Raw genomic sequence first — 19806 nt, forward strand, 5'->3', positions numbered from 1 at the left:
AGATATGGACATTTCTTGGGGGCTGGGAGAGGGGGAGAAGAGACGGGCGTCCGGCCCGGAGGGCGGACCGCTGTGGCTCCACGCCCCGAGCCGGACCGGGGCGTGGTGCCACGGCCCGACGAGCTCGGCGTCGACCGTGGGGTCGATCGTGGGGTCGATCGTGGGGTCGACCGTGGGTTCGACCGTGGGGTGGAGCGCGGCGTCGAGCCGTTCGTGGTGCGGGAGGTGCTCACCCCTCGAGTCTGCGGGGACGGGGTCCGGGTCGTGCGGGCCGGACCCGGGCGTGTCGCGCGCCCGCCGGCCGAGCGGCCTCCCGAGCCCGCACCCGCGCCGCCGCTCCGTGCACCGCCGCGCGCCGGCGGCGTCCGCCCGGTCACGGCGTCTCCGTGTCGCCGATCCCGACCTTCGCGCGCTTCTCGACGCTGATCATCGTCGGGTCCTCGGCCGGGACCATGCCGAGCTTCGTGGCGCGCTCCGCCAGCGACGCCTCCGCGGCCCGCAGCTTCTCCTGCTGGGTCTGGACGTCCTGCGCCACCTGACCGACCTGGGCCTGGAGCCGCGACGCCTCGTACGAGCCGCGCGCCATCGACGTGTTGAGCAGCAGCGCCGCGAGGAGCGCGCCGACGAGGATCACCGCGCACAGCACGAGGAACGGGACGCCCGACGTCGCCTGGAGCGGCGCACGGACCGCGTCGAGGCGGCGCCCGCGGTCCGCGGCACCACCCGGCAGCGAGGTGAGCGGGGCACGACGCGGCGCCGCGGCGGGACGGGTCCCGGGGGTGGCGGGGGCACGCAGGGCGCTCATCGGCGGTCCTCCTTGGTGTGCTTGCGGGCAGGCTGCTGGGTGGCGTGGCGGGTGGACTGGCGGGCGGGCGCCGCCGAGCGCATGTGGTCGGGGGTGGGACGGACGCGCCGGGCGGCCCGCAGGCGGACCGACGCCGCCCGCGGGTTGCGCTCGAGCTCGGCCTCGTCCGCCTCCTCCGCGCCCCGCGTCAGTGCCTCGAGGTAGGGCTTGTGCGTCTCCGGCTCGACGGGCAGGCCGGCCGGGGCGCTCGACGTCGTCCCGCGGGAGATGGCCCGCTTGACGATCCGGTCCTCCAGCGACTGGTAGGACTCGACGACGATCCGCCCGCCCGTGGCCAGCGCCTCGATCGCGGCGGGCACGGCGCGCTCGAGCACCTCGAGCTCGCCGTTCACCTCGATCCGCAGCGCCTGGAACGTCCGCTTCGACGGGTTGCCTCCCGTGCGCCGCGCGGCGGCGGGGATGGACGCGCGCACCAGGTCGGCGAGCTCGCCCGTCCGCTCCCACGGCCGCTCCTCGCGGCGCCGCACGATCGCCCTGGCGATGCGCGGCGCGAACCGCTCCTCGCCGTACTCGCGCAGCACCCGGGCGAGGGCACGCTCGTCGTAGGTGTTGAGGACGTCGGCCGCGGTCGCACCCCGGGTCTGGTCCATGCGCATGTCGAGCGGCGCGTCCTGGGCGTACGCGAAGCCCCGGCCCGCCTCGTCGAGCTGCAGCGACGAGACCCCCAGGTCCATGAGGACGCCCTGCACGCCGTCCAGCTCGAGCTCCGCGACGACCTCACCGATCTCGTCGTAGACCGCGTGCACCGGGGTGAACCGCTCGCCGAAGCGGGCCAGCCGCTCGCCGGCGAGGCGCAGCGCCTGGGTGTCGCGGTCGATCCCCACCACGCGGGCGGTCGGAACCTGCTCGAGCACCGCCTCGGTGTGCCCGCCCATGCCCAGCGTGCAGTCGACCAGCACGCTCCCGGGCTCGGTGAGCGCCGGAGCGAGGAGGTCGACGCACCGCTGCAGCAGCACGGGCAGGTGGCGGTCGCCCGCGGATCGCGCGTCGTCCGGTGTGCTCATCGGTGCCTCTCCTCTCGTGCTCGTCTCGTGCTCGTCCTGCTCGTGTCGTGCTCGGTCCACGTGCTCGGTCCACGTGCTCGGTCCACGTGCTCGGTCCACGTGCTCGGTCCACGCGCTCGGTCCACGTGGTCGGCGGGCCCCCCCCCGGCCAGGTCTCCCTCCGCGCCGTTCTGGCGCCGGGGAAGTGCGCCAGACCCTCGCGGGAGGAGGCCTCGTCGTGCGGGGCCCTGCTGCTGCTCGTCTGCTGTGCGGTTGTGGGTGGTGCCGGTCGTCCATCGGTGCTGGTCGTCCGTCGGTGCCGCTGGTTCAGAACTGCAGGTCCGGGAAGATCTGCTCGGACGTCTCGGAGTACGACGACTCCTGCTCGGCCAGGTAGGTCTCCCAGGTGGTGCGGTCCCAGACCTCCACGCGGGTGCCGGCGCCGATCACGGCGACGTCCCGGTCGAGGCCGGCGTACGCGCGCAGGGCGGCCGGGATGACGACCCGCCCCTGCTTGTCCGGCAGCTCGTCGCTGGCACCCGACAGGAACACGCGCAGGTAGTCGCGCGCCTGTCGGCTGGTCACGGGGGCCTGCCGCACCTGCTCGTACATGCGGCCGAACTCGTCCATCGGGAGGAGGAAGAGGCAGCGCTCCTGTCCCCTCGTCATGACGAGGCCGGGAGCGAGTCGGGCGCGAAACTTCGCGGGGAGGATGAGCCGGCCCTTCTCGTCGAGCTTGGGGGTGTAGGTGCCGAGCAGCAGCCCGGCTCCCGGAAACGTGTCCTCCAGACCTGCCACGGCTCGCACCTCCCCTCGCGCTCCCGCAGCCTCCACGCTACTCCACTTTCCTCCACCGGGCGCGGCCAACGATGGGCAGTTCTCCCCATCTCACCCCCTCCCCCCACAGTCCCCACACATCGCCGCAGGTCAGGGCGTCGGGCGGGAACGGGGCGCCGGTGGAGGGCGGTGGAGCAGGAGCCCTCCGACGCGTGTCGCACGAGGCGCACCTCCGGGTCAGGCAGGCGCCGCGGGCACGCGCCCACCGCCCGCGGGGGGCGTCGTGGAGGGAGGTGGAGCGGGTGATCGTCGTCACGTCCGGCCCCGATTCCACTAGGCTGCGAGAACCGTCACGAGCACGTGAACCGGAGGTCACCCGTGCACCCAGAACCCGTCTCCCCCACGCTCGCCGGCGCACGCACGGAGACGGAGGACCGCAGGGACGGCGCCACCCCCTCGACGGGGGCCGACCTCGACGCCCTGGCCAGGGATCTCGACGAGCTCGTCGCCGCCACCACGCGGGTGCGGGAGGCGGTCGACTCCGTGGTCTCGGGCCGGCCCGGCCTCGCCGAGGTGACCGTCGCCGTCCTGCTCGCCGAGGGTCACCTCCTGATCGAGGACGTCCCCGGCGTCGGCAAGACGACGCTCGCGAAGGCCCTCGCCCGCAGCATCGACTGCCGCGTGGGCCGCATCCAGTTCACCCCCGACCTGCTCCCGAGCGACCTCACCGGCGTGAACATCTTCCGCACGGCCACGCACGACTTCGAGTTCCGGCCCGGACCGGTGTTCAACAACGTGGTGATCGGCGACGAGATCAACCGCGCCTCGCCCAAGACGCAGTCCGCGCTCCTCGAGTGCATGGAGGAGGGCCAGACGACGATCGACGGCACCACGCACACGCTGCCGCGGCCGTTCCTCGTCGTCGCGACGCAGAACCCGGTGGAGATGGAGGGCACGTACCCGCTGCCCGAGGCGCAGCGCGACCGGTTCATGGCCCGGCTCACCGTCGGCTACCCGGACACGGACGCCGAGCTGCAGATGCTCGACCGCCAGGAGTCCGCCGATCCCCTGGACCACCTGTCCCCCGTCACCACCGGCGCCGACATGGTGCGGTACGCCCGTGCGGTACGCGCCGTCTACGCCGCGGGACCCGTCAAGCAGTACGTGCTCGACCTCGTGGGCGCGACGCGGCAGCACGAGGGGGTCCGGCTCGGCGCGTCGCCGCGGGCCTCGCTCCAGCTGCTGCGCGCCGCCAAGGCCGCGGCCGCCATGGCGGGCCGCGAGCACGTGCTGCCCGACGACGTGCAGTCCCTCGCCGTCGCGGTCCTGGCCCACCGCCTCATCCTCAGCACGGAGGCGCGGCTCGGCGGCGTGACGCCCGAGGACGTCATCGAGGAGATCGTGCAGCGCACCGCCGTGCCCGGCGTCCGCGTCGCGGTCGCCCCGCCCGCGGGGTCGTTCGCGCGGCCCTCCCGCGAACGCGGCCGGTAGGACCGACCATGTCCGGCGACGACGAGCCCGGCGCGGTCCCGGCCACCACCGAGCGCAGGGCCGGGAAGGGCGGCCCGCACGACACCCGGCACCCGGCGCTGCGGCGGGTCGTCCGCGTCCGGCCCACCCGCCGCGGTCTGGCCCTGCTCGTCGCGGGCCTGGTGCTCGCGACCGTCGGCACCCTGCTCGACCTGCCCGACGTCGTGGGCCTCGGCGCCGCGGCCGTGCTGGCCGTCCTCCTCTCCTGGGTGCTGATGGGGGTGCAACGCCTCGACGCCGGCCGCGGGGCGCTCGTGGTCACGCGCGAGCTCACGCCGAACCCCGTCGTGCGGGACCAGACCGCAGCGGTGCGCCTGGTCGTCGGAGCCCGCGCGCGCACGGGCGCGGCCTACGAGCGGCTGGCCCGGCTGCGGCTGTCGGAGCAGGCCGCGCACGAGCTGGCGGGGCCGCACGGCATCCGCGCCCGGGTGACGGCGCACGCGGACCGCATCGCGGTCTCCTACGCGCTCACCCCGTCCCGCCGGGGCCGTTGGGCCCTCGGCCCCCTGCTCACCACGCGCACCGACGTCTTCGGGCTGGTCCGCACGACGCAGCCGCTCGGCGCCCCGACCCGGGTCGCCGTGTGGCCCCGCACCGTCGGGCTGCCCACGCGCACGCGGGTGCTCGGCGACGTCGAGCGGGCGGCCACCGGCGCACGGCTGGCGTCCACGGACGACTCCGTCCTGCGCGAGTACGTCTCCGGCGACGACCCTCGCCGGGTGCACTGGGCGGGCTCGGCGCGCCAGGGCCGGCTCATGGTCCGGGCGGACGAGAGCGCCGGCGTGCGGCCCGTGACCGTGCTGTTCGACCGGTCGCTGCTGCCGCCGCCCGTCGATCCGCGCACCGGCGTCTGGCCGTCCGCCCGCGGCTCCCGCACGCACGCGGAGGGCGAGCTCGCCGTCGAGCTGGCCGCCTCGGTCGCCACCTCGTTCCTCGACGCGGGCCACCCCGCGCGGCTGGTGCCCACCGGTTCCGGCCCCGCGCCCGTGCCCTTCGCGGCGGGCGCACGCACCGGCCGCGCGACGATCCTGGACGGGACCGTCGACCTGCGCGGGCACCGCGGGTCCGCCGACGCCGAGCGCGCCGTCCTGCAGACGGTCCGCGCCCTGCGGGCCTCGCGCTCGCAGGAGGAGATCGTCGTCGCCGTGCTGGGCCCCCAGGCGGAGACCGCGCTGCGCGAGATGGCCGAGCTCGGCGTCGAGGGCATCTGCTGGGCGCTCGTCGTGGCGCCGGCCGACGCCCCGGGCGCGGGTCCGACGCCGGCGGGAGGCATGGCGGGAGTCACGGCGGGAGTCACGGTCGGCGCGCTGCGCGCCGCCGGCTGGCGCGTGGCCACCTGCCCCCCGGGCACGGCGCCCGACCGCGCCTGGGCGCTCCTCGCCGAGGGGGCGGCATGATCCCCGCCCACGCGGGCCCGACGGCCCGCACCGTCGCCTCCGGGGTCCTGGTCGCCGTGGCGGTCGCCGCGTCGATGCTCTCGCTCTCGAGCATCGTGCTCCCGGGCGGCTGGACGCGCGCGGCCCTCCTCGGCATCGTCCTCGTCAGCGCGACGACGGTCACCTCCCGGGTGGTGATCGAGCGACGGGCCCGCGCCCGGGGGCTGCGCACCAAGGAGTCGGGCTCCGCATGGCCCAGCGTGCTGGGCGGCGTCGTGGCCGCCTGGTTCGTCCTCGCGCGGTACGGCGGCCCCACCGCCGATCCCACCTTCCTGGTCACCCCGGAGCACGTGGCACGCGTCGTGGCCCGGCTCGGCGAGGCCGGTGAGATCGCCCGGTCGGAGGTCGCCCCCGTGACGGGGAGCGTCCCCATGGGGCTGCTCACCGTCGGCGGCACGCTGCTCGTGCTCCTGCTCGCCGACGCGCTGGCGGGCGCGCTGCGCCGCCCCGCGGCGGTCGGCCTGCCGCTCCTCGCCCTCTGGGCCCCGCCGCTCGTGCTCACGGGACGAGTGCCGTGGGGCGTGTTCGTCGTGACCGTCACGGCCCTGCTGCTGCTCCTCACCCTCGACGGTCCCCTGGTCGCGCGGACGAGACGGGCCGAGCGCACGCCCGCGCCGGTGCGGCGCGCCGAGCGGTCCCGCGCCGTCGCGACGACCGCCGGCGCCGTCGTCCTCGCCGTCGTCGCCGGCCTCGTCGGAACCGCGTCCGCCGCGCTCCCCGGCGGACCCGCGGGCTGGTACCGCACCTTCACGACCACGGGCGACACCATCCGCCTCGCCGAGGACCTCGACATCCTGCGGAGCCTGACCGAACGGTCCCGCTCCGTCGTGCTGTCCTACGACACCGGCTCCGAGGCGGACGTCGGTCCGCTGCGCAGCTACACCGCCACGGCCTTCGACGGGCGCCGGTGGCAGCGCGGCGACGAGCGCGGCGGCCGCGAGTTCGCCGAACGCGACGTCCTGTGGCCCGACGACCCGCCGTCGGGCGGCGACGTCCGCAGCGTCGCCCTCGACGTCGGCGAGCTCCGCGACGACAAGCTGCCCATCAGCATCGACCCTCGCCAGGTGGCCACGGACGGCGGCGGGTGGGGCTACGACCCCGCCCGGGACGAGGTGGTCGGTGGGCTGACGGCGGCGGGCGACTCCTACACCCTCACCGTGCACGAGCGGGACCTCGACCCCGCCGCCCTCCGGGAGGCACCCGCGGCCGACCTCGACGAGGTCTACACCCAGGTCCCCGACACGGCGCACGCGGGAGACGTCGAGGCCGCCGCGCGCGAAGCCGTGGGCGAGGCCGACACCGCCTACGACCAGGCGGTCGCCCTCCAGCGCTGGCTGCGCGACCCCACCCGCTTCACCTACTCGACGACCATCCCCCGCGGCGGCACGGGAGACCCGGTCTGGGACTTCCTGCAGCACCGCACGGGCTACTGCATCCAGTTCGCGACGACCATGGTGGTCATGGCGCGGTCGCTCGGCATCCCCGCGCGCCTGGCGGTCGGGTACCTGCCCGGCGACCGCACCGGCGAGACCACCTGGCAGATCACGGGCCAGGACTCGCACGCCTGGCCGGAGATCTACTTCCCCGGCACGGGTTGGGTGCGTTTCGAGCCGACGCCCGCCCAGCAGACCGGGAGCCCGCCCGCGTACACGATGCCGCGCGTCCAGGGCGACCCGGCCGCGGTGCCCACGTCGAACGACCTCCGCGAGCGGCAGCCCTCGGCGGGGAGCACCTCGACCGACGACGAGGCGACGCCCTCGGCCTCGACCGCCGCCGGGGTCACGCCCGTCGTCGACACCGGTCTCCCCGGATGGGTGTGGATCACGGCAGGCAGCCTCGTCGTCGTCCTGGTGGGCGGCCTCGTGCTGCTCCTGGCCAGGCGGCGGCGCGCCTCGCTGGAGCTCGACCCCGAGCTCGCCTGGCAGCAGGTGCTCGCCGCGCTCGCCGCCGAGGGCGTCCGGCTGCCGCCCGCCACGACGCTGCGCCGTGCCCCGGACGCCATCGCGTCCGCCGTGACCACCCGGACCGGCCGCGAGCTCAGCCCCGAGGTGCGCGAGGACCTCGGCGCGCTCGCGCGGGCGGCCGAGGCGAGCCGGTACGCGAGAGAGTCCGTGCCACCCGAGCCCGACGAGCTCGAACGGCTCGCGACGGCGGTGACCTCCGGGCTCGGCGAGACCCTGTCGACGCGCTGACCGCTGCGGCCGCGCCGGGGGCGCGTGGGGGTCGCGGGCGGGGCGTGTCGCGCGGGTGGCCCACGGTGTGAACGCACGAGCCCGCCCCGCTCGGGAAGAGCGGGGCGGGCTCGGTCGAGCGTGACGCTCCGGACCTCAGCGGCCCTGGTCCCGTCGGCGCTCCCAGCGCTCCTCCAGCCGCGCGAGGAACCCCTCCTTCTTGGCGGCCGTGCTGGGACGGGTCGCCGTCTGCCCGGGGCGCGAGCGATCGGGGTTGGTCTGGGGGTCGATGGTCCCGTCCGGCCGGACGACTCCCGTCGGGCCCTTCTTGCGGGGAGCGGCGAACGCGTACGCCACCCCGGCGAACATCAGCACGAAGCCGGCGACTCCGACCCAGGCCTGCGACGTCGCGGCACCGACCACGAGCAGCAGCAACCCTGCGACGACTCCTACGCCGGCCAGGACATAGCGCAGGGGCGACCGGCGGCGCGCCTGCTGCAGGGTGTTGGCCAGACGGGGATCGTCGCTGCTCAGCGCGCGCTCCATCTGCTCCAGCACTCGCTGCTCGTACTCGGACAGTGGCATCGAGTCCCCCCGGGTCTCGCGGTGGAACGGTAACGCCCTCAGGATATGCCTGAGCCGCCCGGCATGGTAGTCGGCGGGGGTGAACCTCGGCGACGGCCCGGCGCCGCACCGAGGCTGATCGCGGATCGCCCGAACCGCTCGCGTACGGCGTCCAGCGCCAGCTCGGCCTCCCGACGCGCCTCCTGACGCGGATCCACGGCCTCGTCGAGGGTCACCTGCTCGGCGAGACCGGACCTGACCTGCAGGTTCTCACCGCGGACGCCGACCAGGCGCACGGGCAGACCGCGGAGGTCCGCCGCACCCAGCAGCTCGCGCGCGACCAGGAAGATCGCGCGCGCCACGTCCGTGGGGCCGTCGAGGGTGCGGGACCGGGTCAGGGTCCGGAAGTCGCTGGTGCGGACCTTGATCGACACCGTCCGCGCGACCACGCCCTGGTGCCGCAGCCGGGCCGCGACCCGGTCCGCGAGCTCGAGGACACGCTGCTCCACCGCGCGGAGGTCCCACAGGTCACGCTCGAACGTCGTCTCGGCCCCGACGCTGCGCTCCTCGTGCCCCGGGACGACCGGCCTCGGGTCGCGCCCCCACGCGAGGTCGTGCAGGTGCGCCCCGGAGACCGACCCGACCGCCGCCTGCAGCGTCGGCACGTCGGTGTCGGCGAGCTGGGCCACGGTCGTGATGCCCCAGCGCGCCAGGGCGGCCTCCGTCTTCTCACCCACCCCCCAGAGCGCACCGACCGGCAGAGTCCGCAGGAAGGGCACGGTCGCGTCCGCCGGCACGAGCATCATCCCGTCCGGCTTCGCGTGGGTGGACGCCAGCTTGGCCACGAACTTGTTGCGCGCGACCCCGACGGAGCAGGTGATCCCGTGCTCGGCCCGGACCTGCTCGCGCAGCCGCGCCCCGATCGCCGTGGGCGCGCCCAGCCGGCGCCGGGCCCCGCTCACGTCCAGGAAGGCCTCGTCGACCGAGACACGCTCGACCAACGGGGTGATCGTGGCAAGGATCGCCATCACCGACTCGGACACCTCGTGGTACAGCGTGTGGTCGGGCGGCACCACGACGGCCTGCGGGCACAGGCGCAGCCCCGCGGCCATCGACATCGCGGAGCGCACCCCGAAGGCCCGGGCCTCGTAGGTCGCCGCGAGCACCACGCCCCGTTCCCGCCCCCCGACGATGACGGGACGACCGCGCAGCTCGGGGCGGCGGGCGAGCTCGCAGGACGCGAAGAAGGCGTCCATGTCGACGTGCAGCACGGAGGTGCCGGACTCGTCGCTGCCCCAGTCCCGGAACGCCCCCGCTGCCCGTGGGCCGCGGCTCACGACGCCGCCGGCGTGAGGGCGAGCGGCCGCGCGAACCCGGCGCGCGGGTCGACCAGGAGGCCGACCTCGTCCCGGAAGTCCTCCGCGCACGCCACGAGCTCGGCCGCCCGCCGGGCGTCGACGTCGGGCTCGAGCCCCGCCTCGACCGCCGCCCGGACACGGGCCCCGGAGGCGAAGTAGCCCGACCACGCGGCGAGGTCGGGCTCCACGAGCGCCAGCATGTCCCAGACCGAACGCGCCCGGCTCCGGGCCGACGGGCGGCCGCGCAGCGCGACGACGGCGGCGGCCGCACGCAGCGCCGCGAGGTGGGCGTGCACGAAGCGCTCGGCCGGGTCCGTCGCCGTCGCGGCCGCCGCGAGCTCCGCGTCGGAGCGGTCGAGCAGCCGGGTCACCTCGGGGCTCGGGGGCAGCGCCGCGCCCGCACCGCCATGACCTGCTCGGCCGGCCTGACCACGACCGCCCGTCGCACCGGCAGATCTCGTGCGAGCCGACATCCTGCACCTCCCGTGCTCCGCGGTTCCCCGCGCCCGTCCAGTGTCGAACACCTGTTCGAACCTGTCAACCGCCGGCCCGGGCCCTCCCCACCCTCCGGAGCGGGGAGACTGGTCGCATGTCCCGCTCCTCCCGAGGTGGATCGCGCCCCGAGCGCCGGTCCGGTCGACGCCACCCAGCATCCTCCGACGCACCGACACTCCCCGACGAGGAGGTGCCGATCGACACCGGCACGGCACGCGTCGAGCGCGACCCGGACCACCCCGACCGCGTGACGCTGCACGTCAACGGCGTGCCGAGCTCCGCCCTCGACCTGGCCGACCCCGGCTTCCTCGCCTTCGAGTACATGCAGCAGATGGCCGCCGTGCTGGCGGGGCTGCCCGACGGCCCGCTGCGGGTGCTGCACCTCGGGGCGGCGGGATGCGCCCTCGCGCGGCACGTCGAGCACGAGCGACCGGACTCGCGCCAGCTGGGCGTCGACGTCGACGCCCGCCTCCTCGAGCTCGTGCGGTCCTGGTTCGCGCTGCCGCGCTCGCCCCGGCTCCGGCTGCGGGCCGACGACGCCGGCCACGCCCTCGCGTCGCTGGCGCCGGGCTCGTTCGACGTCGTCGTGCGCGACGTCTTCGCGGGCGACCGCACGCCCGACCACCTGGCCGACGACGCGTTCGCCGCGGCCGCGCACCGGGTGCTGCGCCCCGGCGGCGTCCTGCTCGCGAACTGCGCGGACCGCCCGCCGTTGTCGCTCGCGCGCCGGGAGACCGCCACGCTCGCCGTCGCGTTCGGACCGGGCGCGGCTGCCGACGGCCGGCTCGGGGTCGTCGCGGAGCACGCCGTCCTCAAGGGCCGCCGGTACGGCAACGTGGTGCTCGTCGCGGTGCGGGACGTGCCCGACGACGCGGAGACCTCGCCCACGGACGAGGTGGACCTGCACGACGCCGGCCTCGCGCGACGGCTGCGCAGCCTGCCCGTCCCGACCCGCCTCCTCGTCGGTGACGAGCTCACGAGGTTCGCCGGGGCCTGACGTCCGCCGGTCGAGCACTGTTCGGGCGACAGGGCGAGCACCTGGCGAGCACCGGTCGCGCCCGGCACGACGACGGCCGCGCCCCTCCCGGGGACGCGGCCGTCGTCAGGCGAGCCGGGTGCTCAGAGCGGCACGACCTGCTCCGCCTGCGGCCCCTTGGGGCCCTGGGTGATCTCGAACTCGACCCGCTGGGCCTCGTCGAGGGTGCGGTATCCCTGCGTCTGGATCGCGGAGTAGTGCACGAAGACGTCGGCGCCGCCGTCGTCCTGCGCGATGAAGCCGAAGCCCTTCTCCGAGTTGAACCACTTCACAGAACCTTGCGCCATGCTGATCCTTCGACCTTCCGTCACAACGGGCACGAGCGGGCCGGGCGGCCACCCGTCGCTGCAGGCCGCACCGCCGGTTCGTGCGAAGGAGCGCCTCTGCAACGCGGTCAGTGTGGCACGGACCACACCGACGTGCCACGGATAAGCCGCGGAAGCCGCGCATCGGCCATTCGGGACGGGCGGAGTGCGCACCGCGGACGAGCGGCACCCGGGGGCGTCCGGGTCAGTCGTCGTCCTGCTGGGCCAGGAAGCGCTCGAACTCGGCGCCGAGCTCGTCGGCCGTGGGCAGGGGGGCCTGCTCGGCGAGGAGGCTCGGCCGCCCCACCGACCTCGTGAAGGCGTCGTACTGCTCCTCGAGCGCCTTGACGACGGCCTTGACCTCGCCCGACTCCCCCACCTGCTTCTCGACCTCGATCGTCGCGTCCGCCGCGGCCTCCGCGAGCAGGCCCGTCGCGAGGTCCAGGCCCGTGGCGCGCTCCACGTGCCGCAGCGCGACGACCGCCGCCGGCGCGTAGCGGGACTGCGCGAGGTAGTGCGGCACGTGCACGGTGAAGCCGATCGCGTCGTGCCCCGCCTCGCCGAGGCGGTACTCCAGGAGCGCGGCGAGCGAGCCGGGCACCCGCACGGTGCCGAAGAACGAGGTGTAGTCCTCGACCAGGCCCGGACGCGTGCCGTGCGCCGTGAGCGACAGCGGCCGCGTGTGCGGCACCCCCATGGGGATCCCGTGGAAGCCGACCGTCAGGGAGACCTCGAAGCGCTCGGCCAGTCCCTTCACGGCCGCCACGACCCGCTCCCACTGCAGGTCGGGCTCCGAGCCGTGCAGCAGCAGGAAGCCGGTGCCCTCGCGGTCGGCGACGTGGTCGATCGCGAGGTAGGGCTCGTCGTAGGCGGACCACCGGTCGGCGTCGAACGTCATCCCGACCCGCTTCGAGCGGTAGTCGAGGAGCTGGTCGACGTCGAAGGTCACCAGGCGCGTGGTCGTCAGCTCCTCGGTGACGTGCTCCACGGCGATCTCCCCCGCGGAGCCCGCGTCGACGAAACCGTCGAGCGCGTGCAGCAGCACGGGTCCGGTACCGGTCGGCGCCGCGTCGGGCCCCTGGTGGGGCAGGACGCGCGCAACGGCGGCCTCGTCGACCTCGTAGATGCTCTGCGGGTCCAGCAAGGGTCTCCTCCTCGGTTCTCCGGCTCGTGCCGGCGGGCTCGCGCCCGCAGGAGTGACAACCGTGCCGCGCCCCGGATCCTTCCCGCGCCCCGCCGGCCCCGATCAGTGGTGGGGCAGCCGCACCACGGTGACGAAGAAGTCGTCGATCTGTCGGACCACCTGGATGAACCGGTCGAAGTCCACGGGCTTCGTCACGTAGGCGTTCGCGTGCAGCGAGTAGGACCGCAGCACGTCCTCCTCCGCCTCGGACGTCGTGAGCACGACGACGGGGATGTGCTTCAGCCGCTCGTCGGCCTTGACCGCCGCGAGCACCTCGCGGCCGTCCATGCGCGGCAGGTTGAGGTCCAGCAGGATGAGGTCCGGCGTCGGCGCCTGGGCGTGCTCGCCCTCCTTGCGCAGGAAGGCCATCGCGCTCACGCCGTCCGCCACCACGGACAACCGGTTGGCGACCTTGTGCTCCTCGAACGCCTCGCGGGTCATGAGCACGTCGCCCGGGTCGTCCTCGACGAGCAGGACCTCGATCCCCGTCTGCTGGTCCGTCATGCCCGCTCCCTCGTCGTCGAACGCCCGGTCGGGGCGCGCCCCTGCCGTTCCGTCTGCAGCATCGTCGCAGGTCAGCGACGTCTACCGAGCCTAACCGACGATGCCGTCCGACGCCTCGTCGCGGTCCGGCAGGGTCCATCGCACCGACGTCCCGCCGCTCGGCGCGGGCTCCAGCCAGACGCGCCCGCCGTGGTGCTCGACCACGCGCTTGACCAGCGAGAGCCCGATGCCGGTGCCCGAGTAGACGTCCTTGGGGTGCAGCCGCTGGAAGATGACGAAGACGCGCTCGGCGTACTGGGGGTCGATGCCGATCCCGTTGTCGGTGCAGGACAGCTCCCAGCCGGGCTCCGGCCCCGTGACCCGCCGCGCCGACAGGTGCACGCGCGGCGGGCGCTCGGGGTCCCGGAACTTCACGGCGTTCCCCACGACGTTCGCCAGCAGCATCGTCAGCAGCGCCTTCTCCCCGCGCACGACCGGCAGCGGGTCGTGCGTGATCTCCGCACCCGCCTCGAGGATCCGGCCCTCCTGGTCGTGCCGCACCTGCTCGAGCGCCCGCTCGAGGTCGACGTCCTCGGGCTCGCTGCCCGAGCGCCCGACCCGCGAGAAGCTCAGCAGGTCCTGGATGAGCCGCTGCATGCGGCGCGCGCCGTCGACGGCGAAGGCGATGTACTGGTCGGCCCGCTCGTCCAGCTGCTCGCCGTAGCGCTTCTGGAGCAGCTGGGTGAAGCTCGCCACCTTGCGCAGCGGCTCCTGCAGGTCGTGCGAGGCCACGTAGGCGAACTGCTCGAGGTCGCGGTTCGAGCGCTCCAGCTCCTGGTTGGAGCGGGCCAGCTCGCGCGCCTGCTCCGCGAGCTGGGCGTGGGTGCGCTCGGTCTCGGCGTGCGACGCGCGCACCTCCGCCACCTGCTGCACCAGCTCGCGGCGCATGTGCTCGACGTCGGCCGCGAGCGCCGCGACCTCGCCGGTGCCCTCCACCTGGATCTCGTGCTCGTGCTCGCCCGTGCTGGCGGCGCGCACCGAGTCGGCGAGCCGTGCCAGGGGACGGGTCACGCCGCGCTGCAGGGCGCGCCACATGAACAGACCCATGACGACCACGAGCAGCACGAGCACGATCACCACGACCAGCAGGGTGAGGTTCCACGCGTGGGCCGCGTCCATGGCCTCGTCGCCCGCGCCCACCCGCAGCAGCACCAGCGAGCGCTGGATCGCGACGAGCGCGACGGCGAGCGCGAGCAGCAGCACCGCGCCGACGATGAGCAGCAGCCGCAGGACGACGTCGTGCAGCGGGCGTTCGCGCCTCACGGGCGCGCCCACTCGGCCGAATCAGCGAGGGTCGAGGACCGCTCCCCCAGGTACGGCGTGTCGTGCCCGGTCCACCCGACGACGAGCAGCGCCGCGTCGTCGGTGAGCGGGCCGCCGTGCAGCGCGCGCACGTTGCGCAGCACCCGCTCGACCACGCCGACGATGCCGTGCCGCTCGAGGTCCTCGCGCACCAGGTCGTGCAGCCCGGACTGCCCGAGCCGGGGCACCCGCGCCCGCAGCGGGCCCACGCGCGCGGGCCGTTCCCCGTGCAGCTCGGCGAGACCGAGGGCGTCCCGGCCGAGCCCGTCCAGCTCCGGGTCGATCACCGTGCCTGCCGGCCGGCCGCTCGTCGGGTCGGGGCCGGGTGCACCGAGGCGCACCTCCGCCTCCACGAGCCCGTCGGTGTAGAGCATGAGGGCGAACGGCCCGTCGAGGCCGATCCGCCGCGGTTCCCACCCGCCGTCGACGGGGACGCCGAGCGCCCGGCCCCTGCCGGTGGGCGGCAGCAGCTCGCAGCGCAGGTCTCCCACCGGCCCGGTGATGAGCAGCGGCGGCAGGTGGCCCGCCAGGTAGAGGTCGATCCCGGAACGGTCCGGGGCGACCACCACCTGGCACAGCGTGACGAAGACCTCCGGCCGGGCCCGCTCGGTCAGCAGCACGCGCTCCAGGTGCTCGAGGACGTGCTCGGGCGGCGTCCCGGTGAGGACGAGGGTGCGCCAGGCGGTGCGCAGGGTCGCCCCGAGCGCCGCCTCGTCGGGGCCGTGGCCGGCGACGTCGCCCACGACGGACAGCACGGAGCCGTCGGGCCGTTCCACGGTGTCGAAGAAGTCGCCTCCGAGCAGGCCCCCGCCGCCCGGCAGGTAGCCGACCATCACGGAGATGCGCTCGTCGCCCACGAGAGGCTTGGGCAGCAGGGCGCGCTCGAGCCGCGCGGTCTCCTCCGCCCGCACCGCGCTGCGGTACAGCGCGCGCTGCTGGGCCGCGGACCGGCGCCGCTGGAGCGCGTAGCGCAGCGACCGGCCGAGCAGCCCGGAGTCCGTCTCGCCCTTGACGAGGTAGTCGTCGGCCCCCGCGGCCACCGCCTGCAGCCCCTGGTCGCCGCCGGTCAGGCCCGTGAGCACCACGAGCGCGGGGACGTCGTGCACGCGCTCGGCGACCTCGCGCAGCCGCGACACCGCCGTCAGCCCGACGGCGTCCGGCAGCCCGAGGTCGAGCAGGACGCAGTCGACCCCCGGGGTCCCGCCGGGCCGTGAGAGGGCGTCCACCGCCTCCGCCACGGACCGGGCCCGACGCAGCACGACCGTGACCTCGGCGTCCTCGAGCAGCTCCGTGACGAGCAGCGCGTCCCCGTCGTCGTCCTCCACGAGAAGAACGGTGGCGGCCGCGTCCTCGGCGGGTCCGTCGGACCCGGCTCGCAGGACGTCGCCGCTGCTCATGGGCCTGATCCTAGCCCCGGCCCCCCGCTCCGGGCAGGTGCCGGGAGCCCGGCGCGTCGCCGCCCGGCGCCGGACGGTGCCCCCGGGTGCTCCCGGCATCTGCAATGATGGTCCGCCGCCGGGACCGCGCCGTCGTGAGAGCGCGGCCCGAAGGACGCTGGGAGGATGCGTGGCAGGCAGGCAGGACGAGCTGGCACGCGAGCAGGGGGTCGTCGACGGCCTCTACGCCCGACTGGACGAGCTGCGACGCGCGACGCGCGACCGGCTCGCGGAGGTCCGGCGCTCAGGACCGTCGGGGTCGCCGCAGAACCGGAGCGAGCGGGACGCCTTCGCCACCCTCTACGAGGACCGGGTGGCGCAGCTGGACGCCGTCGAGGACCGGCTCGCGTTCGGTCGCCTCGACCTCGACGACGGCGACACCCGGTACGTGGGGCGCCTCGGTCTCGCGGACGCCGAGCACCGGTCTCTGCTCACGGACTGGAGGGCACCCGCCGCGACGCCGTTCTACCGGGCCACGGCCCTCCACCCGGCCGGCGTCCGCCGTCGTCGGCACCTGGTGACGACGGGACGCACGGTCACCGGGCTCGAGGACGAGGTGCTCGACCTCGACGCCCTGGCGGACGGGGCCGAGGGCGCCGACGGCTCCCTCGCCGCGTCGACCCTGTCCGGCGAGGGAGCCCTCCTCGCCTCGCTGGCCGCGCGCCGCACGGGCCGCATGACCGACATCGTCGCGACGATCCAGTCCGAGCAGGACCGGATCATCCGCGCCGACCTCGCCGGCGCGCTCGTCGTGCAGGGGGGACCCGGCACCGGCAAGACCGCCGTCGCCCTGCACCGCGCCGCCTACCTCCTGTACGCGCACCGGCGCGTGCTCGAGCGCAGCGGCGTCCTGCTCGTGGGGCCGAGCCGCGCCTTTCTGCGGTACATCGACCAGGTGCTGCCCTCGCTGGGCGAGACGGGGGTCGTCGCGACCACGGTGGGCGAGCTGCTTCCCGGGATCCGGGCGGACGTGGCGGACACCCCCGCGGCCACCGCGATCAAGGGCCGCCTGCTGTGGCGGGACGTCGTGCGCCGCGCCGTGCGCGCCCGCGAGCGCGTCCCGGAGCGGGACGTCCGCTTCCGTCTCGAGGGGTACGACCTCGTCGTGCGCCGCCGGGACGTGCGCGACGCGATCGGCCGCGCCCGTCGCGCGCACAAGCCCCACAACGAGGCCCGCGCCGCCTTCGTCCGCGACATGCTCGCCCGCCTCGTGGACCAGTACCGCGCCGCGGCCGACACCGAGCTCGCTCCCGAGGACGTCGCGATGGTCACCGAGGACCTGCGCTCCCACCGGGACGTGCGGGTCGCGCTCAACCTGGCCTGGTTCCCGATCAGCCCGGAGAAGCTGCTCGCCGACCTCTTCGCCAAGCCGCACCGGCTGGCGGAGGCCGCCCCCGAGCTGTCCGCGAGCGAGCGAGCGGCGCTGCGTCGCGACCCGGACGCGCCCTGGACCGAGGCCGACGTGCCCCTGCTCGACGAGGCCGCCGAGCTGCTCGGCGAGGACGGCTCGATCGCCCGCGCGGAGGCCCGGGCACGCGCCGCCGAGCGCGCCGCGGAGCTGGAGTACGCCCGGTCCGTGCTCGAGTCCACCGGCGCGGGCGGCGGGCTGGTGGACGCCGAGACGCTGGCCTCCCGGTTCGAGTCCACGGGGCCGCGGCTGACGACGGCGGAGCGCGCCGCGGAGGACCGCACCTGGACGTACGGCCACGTGGTCGTCGACGAGGCGCAGGAGCTGTCGCCCATGGCGTGGCGGATGCTGGTGCGCCGCGTGCCCACGCGCTCGATGACGATCGTCGGCGACGTCGCGCAGACGTCGTCGCCCGCCGGCGCCCGGTCGTGGGCCCGCGCGCTCGACCCGGTGCTCGGCGACTCCTGGCGGCTCGAGGAGCTGACCGTCTCCTACCGCACCCCGGCCGCGGTCGCGGACGCCGCGCAGCGGATGGCCGCCGAGGCCGCGCTCCCCGTCTCGCCGCTCACCGCCGCCCGCCAGGTCGACGACGCGCTGGAGCTCACCCCCGTCACCCCGTCGGGACCGGCGCGCCCGGTGCTGGTGCAGGAGGTCGTGGACCAGGTGGCCTCCCTCGCGGCCAGCTTCGTCGGGGCCGACGGCGCGGGCCGCGTGGCCGTGGTGGCCGCCGCCGACCAGGTCGAGGCGCTCCGGGTCGCCGTCGAGTCCGTCCTGCCGGACGCGCTCGGGGCGGACGAGGGGGCGCGACTGCTCGCCCAGCGACCGGAGGACGCCCAGGTGAGCGTGCTCGACCCGCGCGCGGCCAAGGGGCTGGAGTTCGACGCCGTCGTGCTCGTCGAGCCGGCGGCCGTGACCGAGGGGCCTGGCGGGGCGTCGGACCTGTACGTCGCGATGACCCGCCCCACCCAGCGCCTCGTCGTCGTGCACGAGCGGGCCCTGCCCACCGGCATCGTGGAGCTCGCCGCCGCGTGACACCGGACGTGACGCCGCAACGGTGAGACGCGTTTGTGGGCGCGGGCCCGCACGGCGCACCATGGCCTCGTGCTGCGAGCCCTCCTTCTCGAGAACGTCCACCCCGTCGCTGCCCAGAATCTTCGTGATGCGGGTATCGAGGTCGTCACGCGCCCCGGCGCGCTCGACGAGTCCGAGCTGATCGAGTCCCTCCAGGACTTCCAGATCCTCGGCATCCGGTCCAAGACCACCGTGACCCGCAAGGTCCTCCAGAGCGTCCCCGGCCTGCAGGCCGTCGGCACCTTCTCCATCGGCACCAACCAGATCGACCTCGACGCCGCCGCCGCCCACGGCGTCGCCGTGTTCAACGCGCCGTACTCGAACACGCGCTCCGTCGTCGAGCTCGCGATCTCGGAGATCATCGCCCTGACGCGCCGCCTCACGGTGCGCGACAAGGCGCTGCACGACGGCGTCTGGGACAAGACGGCGGAGGGCTCGCACGAGGTGCGGGGCCGGACGCTGGGCATCATCGGCTACGGGAACATCGGCTCCCAGCTGTCGGTGCTCGCCGAGAACCTCGGCATGCGGGTCGTCTTCTACGACACCGCCGAGAAGCTCGCCCTCGGCAACGCGCACCGCGTCGAGACGATCGAGGAGCTGCTCGCCGAGGCCGACGCGGTGACGATCCACGTGGACGGTCGGCCGGGGAACGCCGGCCTCTTCGGGGCGGACCTGTTCGCCGGCATGAAGCCCGGTGCGGTCTTCCTCAACCTGTCGCGCGGCTTCGTCGTGGACGTCGAGGCGCTGCGGGAGCACATCCTCTCCGGCCACCTCGGCGGCGCGGCCGTCGACGTCTTCCCGACCGAGCCGAAGAAGCGCGGCGACGGCTTCACGTCGCCGCTGCGCGGGCTGCCGAACGTCATCCTCACCCCGCACGTCGGAGGCTCGACGGAGGAGGCCCAGGAGGCGATCGGCGAGTTCGTGTCCAAGAAGCTGCGGGACTTCATGTCGACCGGGTCCACGACCCTGTCGGTGAACCTCCCGAACCTCCAGCTCGCGCACACGGGAGTCGGCCGCATCATGCTGCTGCACCGCAACGTGCCCGGTGTCCTCGCCCGCGTGAACCAGGTCTTCGCCGACCACGGCGCCAACATCGAGGCGCAGATGCTCGCCACCCGCGGTGAGATCGGCTACGTGGTGACCGACATCTCGGACGTCACGCAGCGTGGCGCGTCGGCCAAGCTGCAGGCCATGGACTCGACCATCCGCCTGCGCATCCGCGACGCGTTCGAGCGGCCCGAGTTCCCGCCCGGTCCCGCGGCAGGCTGACGCGGCACGGCGACCGCGCCGACGAAGCGGGGAAGGGGGGGACAAAGGGGAGAGGGGGGGACTCCCGCCTCTTT

The 19806-nt window shown here is 75.2% G+C and carries 17 protein-coding genes; 6 read left to right on the plus strand and 11 right to left on the minus strand.

Going from position 1 to position 19806, the window contains the following annotated elements; all coding sequences use genetic code 11:
• Positions 1–373: 373 nt before the first annotated feature.
• From ACFVS0_RS09015 to mraZ, 3 genes are all read right to left on the minus strand, one after another.
• A complete protein-coding gene (locus ACFVS0_RS09015) occupies positions 374–805 on the minus strand; it encodes a hypothetical protein (RefSeq protein WP_430552287.1) in 432 nt (143 codons plus the stop codon).
• A complete protein-coding gene (rsmH, locus tag ACFVS0_RS09020; RefSeq protein WP_430587763.1) occupies positions 802–1869 on the minus strand; it encodes a 16S rRNA (cytosine(1402)-N(4))-methyltransferase RsmH in 1068 nt (355 codons plus the stop codon). The genes ACFVS0_RS09015 and rsmH overlap by 4 nt, the downstream gene beginning before the upstream one ends.
• A 306-nt stretch (positions 1870–2175) precedes the next feature.
• On the minus strand, positions 2176–2610 hold the full coding sequence (gene mraZ, locus ACFVS0_RS09025; RefSeq protein ID WP_429762671.1) for a division/cell wall cluster transcriptional repressor MraZ: 435 nt from the start codon (positions 2608–2610) through the stop codon (positions 2176–2178).
• Between the two features lie 393 nt (positions 2611–3003).
• On the opposite strand from mraZ, the gene ACFVS0_RS09030 reads away from it, so the two are divergent.
• The 3 genes from ACFVS0_RS09030 to ACFVS0_RS09040 are packed head-to-tail and all read left to right on the plus strand — an operon-like array spanning position 3004 to position 7783.
• A complete protein-coding gene (locus tag ACFVS0_RS09030) occupies positions 3004–4116 on the plus strand; it encodes an AAA family ATPase (RefSeq protein ID WP_430552289.1) in 1113 nt (370 codons plus the stop codon).
• Between the two features lie 8 nt (positions 4117–4124).
• A complete protein-coding gene (locus tag ACFVS0_RS09035) occupies positions 4125–5552 on the plus strand; it encodes a DUF58 domain-containing protein (protein ID WP_430587764.1) in 1428 nt (475 codons plus the stop codon).
• Positions 5549–7783, plus strand: a complete 2235-nt coding sequence (locus ACFVS0_RS09040) for a transglutaminaseTgpA domain-containing protein (RefSeq protein WP_430587765.1) — start codon at positions 5549–5551, stop codon at positions 7781–7783. The genes ACFVS0_RS09035 and ACFVS0_RS09040 overlap by 4 nt, the downstream gene beginning before the upstream one ends.
• A 135-nt stretch (positions 7784–7918) precedes the next feature.
• On the opposite strand, the gene ACFVS0_RS09045 is transcribed toward ACFVS0_RS09040, so the two are convergent.
• The 3 genes from ACFVS0_RS09045 to ACFVS0_RS09055 are packed head-to-tail and all read right to left on the minus strand — an operon-like array spanning position 7919 to position 10055.
• Positions 7919–8347, minus strand: coding sequence for a DUF3040 domain-containing protein (locus ACFVS0_RS09045; protein WP_430552292.1), 429 nt, complete (start codon positions 8345–8347; stop codon positions 7919–7921).
• Between the two features lie 38 nt (positions 8348–8385).
• A complete protein-coding gene (locus ACFVS0_RS09050; RefSeq protein ID WP_430552293.1) occupies positions 8386–9663 on the minus strand; it encodes a DNA polymerase IV in 1278 nt (425 codons plus the stop codon).
• Entirely contained in the window at positions 9660–10055 is a 396-nt protein-coding gene (locus tag ACFVS0_RS09055) for an SAV_6107 family HEPN domain-containing protein (protein WP_430552294.1), read from the minus strand. The genes ACFVS0_RS09050 and ACFVS0_RS09055 overlap by 4 nt, the downstream gene beginning before the upstream one ends.
• 314 nt (positions 10056–10369) lie before the next feature.
• Here ACFVS0_RS09055 and ACFVS0_RS09060 point away from each other — a divergent pair, with 314 nt between their 5' ends.
• Entirely contained in the window at positions 10370–11176 is an 807-nt protein-coding gene (locus tag ACFVS0_RS09060) for a spermidine synthase (RefSeq protein WP_430587766.1), read from the plus strand.
• 122 nt (positions 11177–11298) lie between these two features.
• Here ACFVS0_RS09060 and ACFVS0_RS09065 read toward each other — a convergent pair whose 3' ends face one another.
• The 5 genes from ACFVS0_RS09065 to ACFVS0_RS09085 form a co-directional block, all read right to left on the minus strand.
• The gene (locus tag ACFVS0_RS09065) at positions 11299–11502 is read right to left on the minus strand and encodes a cold-shock protein (RefSeq protein WP_430552296.1); all 204 of its coding nucleotides are present in this window, start codon (positions 11500–11502) and stop codon (positions 11299–11301) included.
• A 223-nt stretch (positions 11503–11725) separates the two neighbouring features.
• On the minus strand, positions 11726–12664 hold the full coding sequence (locus ACFVS0_RS09070; RefSeq protein ID WP_430552297.1) for a proteasome assembly chaperone family protein: 939 nt from the start codon (positions 12662–12664) through the stop codon (positions 11726–11728).
• 102 nt (positions 12665–12766) lie between these two features.
• Complete coding sequence (locus ACFVS0_RS09075) at positions 12767–13207, minus strand: response regulator (RefSeq protein ID WP_430552298.1); 441 nt, start codon at positions 13205–13207, stop codon at positions 12767–12769.
• Between the two features lie 90 nt (positions 13208–13297).
• A complete protein-coding gene (locus ACFVS0_RS09080) occupies positions 13298–14509 on the minus strand; it encodes an ATP-binding protein (RefSeq protein ID WP_430563424.1) in 1212 nt (403 codons plus the stop codon).
• Positions 14506–15945 (minus strand): PP2C family protein-serine/threonine phosphatase, encoded by a 1440-nt coding sequence (locus ACFVS0_RS09085; RefSeq protein WP_430552300.1) that lies wholly within the window; start codon positions 15943–15945, stop codon positions 14506–14508. Before ACFVS0_RS09085 ends, ACFVS0_RS09080 begins: the two co-directional genes overlap by 4 nt.
• Before the next feature lie 169 nt (positions 15946–16114).
• On the opposite strand from ACFVS0_RS09085, the gene ACFVS0_RS09090 reads away from it, so the two are divergent.
• Both ACFVS0_RS09090 and serA read left to right on the plus strand, forming a co-directional pair.
• Positions 16115–18424, plus strand: a complete 2310-nt coding sequence (locus ACFVS0_RS09090) for a HelD family protein (RefSeq protein ID WP_430587767.1) — start codon at positions 16115–16117, stop codon at positions 18422–18424.
• 69 nt (positions 18425–18493) lie between these two features.
• On the plus strand, positions 18494–19732 hold the full coding sequence (gene serA, locus ACFVS0_RS09095; RefSeq protein WP_430563426.1) for a phosphoglycerate dehydrogenase: 1239 nt from the start codon (positions 18494–18496) through the stop codon (positions 19730–19732).
• The last annotated feature ends 74 nt before the right edge of the window (positions 19733–19806 follow it).

It is taken from the genome of Isoptericola sp. NPDC058082, from assembly GCF_042885055.1.
In the GTDB taxonomy this organism is placed as follows: Bacteria; Actinomycetota; Actinomycetes; order Actinomycetales; family Cellulomonadaceae; genus Isoptericola.

Coding starts and splice junctions, on each gene's coding strand:
- ACFVS0_RS09085 (WP_430552300.1), bottom strand. CDS start 15,945: ATGAGCAGCGGCGACGTCCTGCGAGCCGGGTCCGACGGACCCGCCGAG.
- ACFVS0_RS09045 (WP_430552292.1), bottom strand. CDS start 8,347: ATGCCACTGTCCGAGTACGAGCAGCGAGTGCTGGAGCAGATGGAGCGC.
- ACFVS0_RS09065 (WP_430552296.1), bottom strand. CDS start 11,502: ATGGCGCAAGGTTCTGTGAAGTGGTTCAACTCGGAGAAGGGCTTCGGC.
- ACFVS0_RS09075 (WP_430552298.1), bottom strand. CDS start 13,207: ATGACGGACCAGCAGACGGGGATCGAGGTCCTGCTCGTCGAGGACGAC.
- rsmH (WP_430587763.1), bottom strand. CDS start 1,869: ATGAGCACACCGGACGACGCGCGATCCGCGGGCGACCGCCACCTGCCC.
- ACFVS0_RS09015 (WP_430552287.1), bottom strand. CDS start 805: ATGAGCGCCCTGCGTGCCCCCGCCACCCCCGGGACCCGTCCCGCCGCG.
- ACFVS0_RS09040 (WP_430587765.1), top strand. CDS start 5,549: ATGATCCCCGCCCACGCGGGCCCGACGGCCCGCACCGTCGCCTCCGGG.
- ACFVS0_RS09035 (WP_430587764.1), top strand. CDS start 4,125: ATGTCCGGCGACGACGAGCCCGGCGCGGTCCCGGCCACCACCGAGCGC.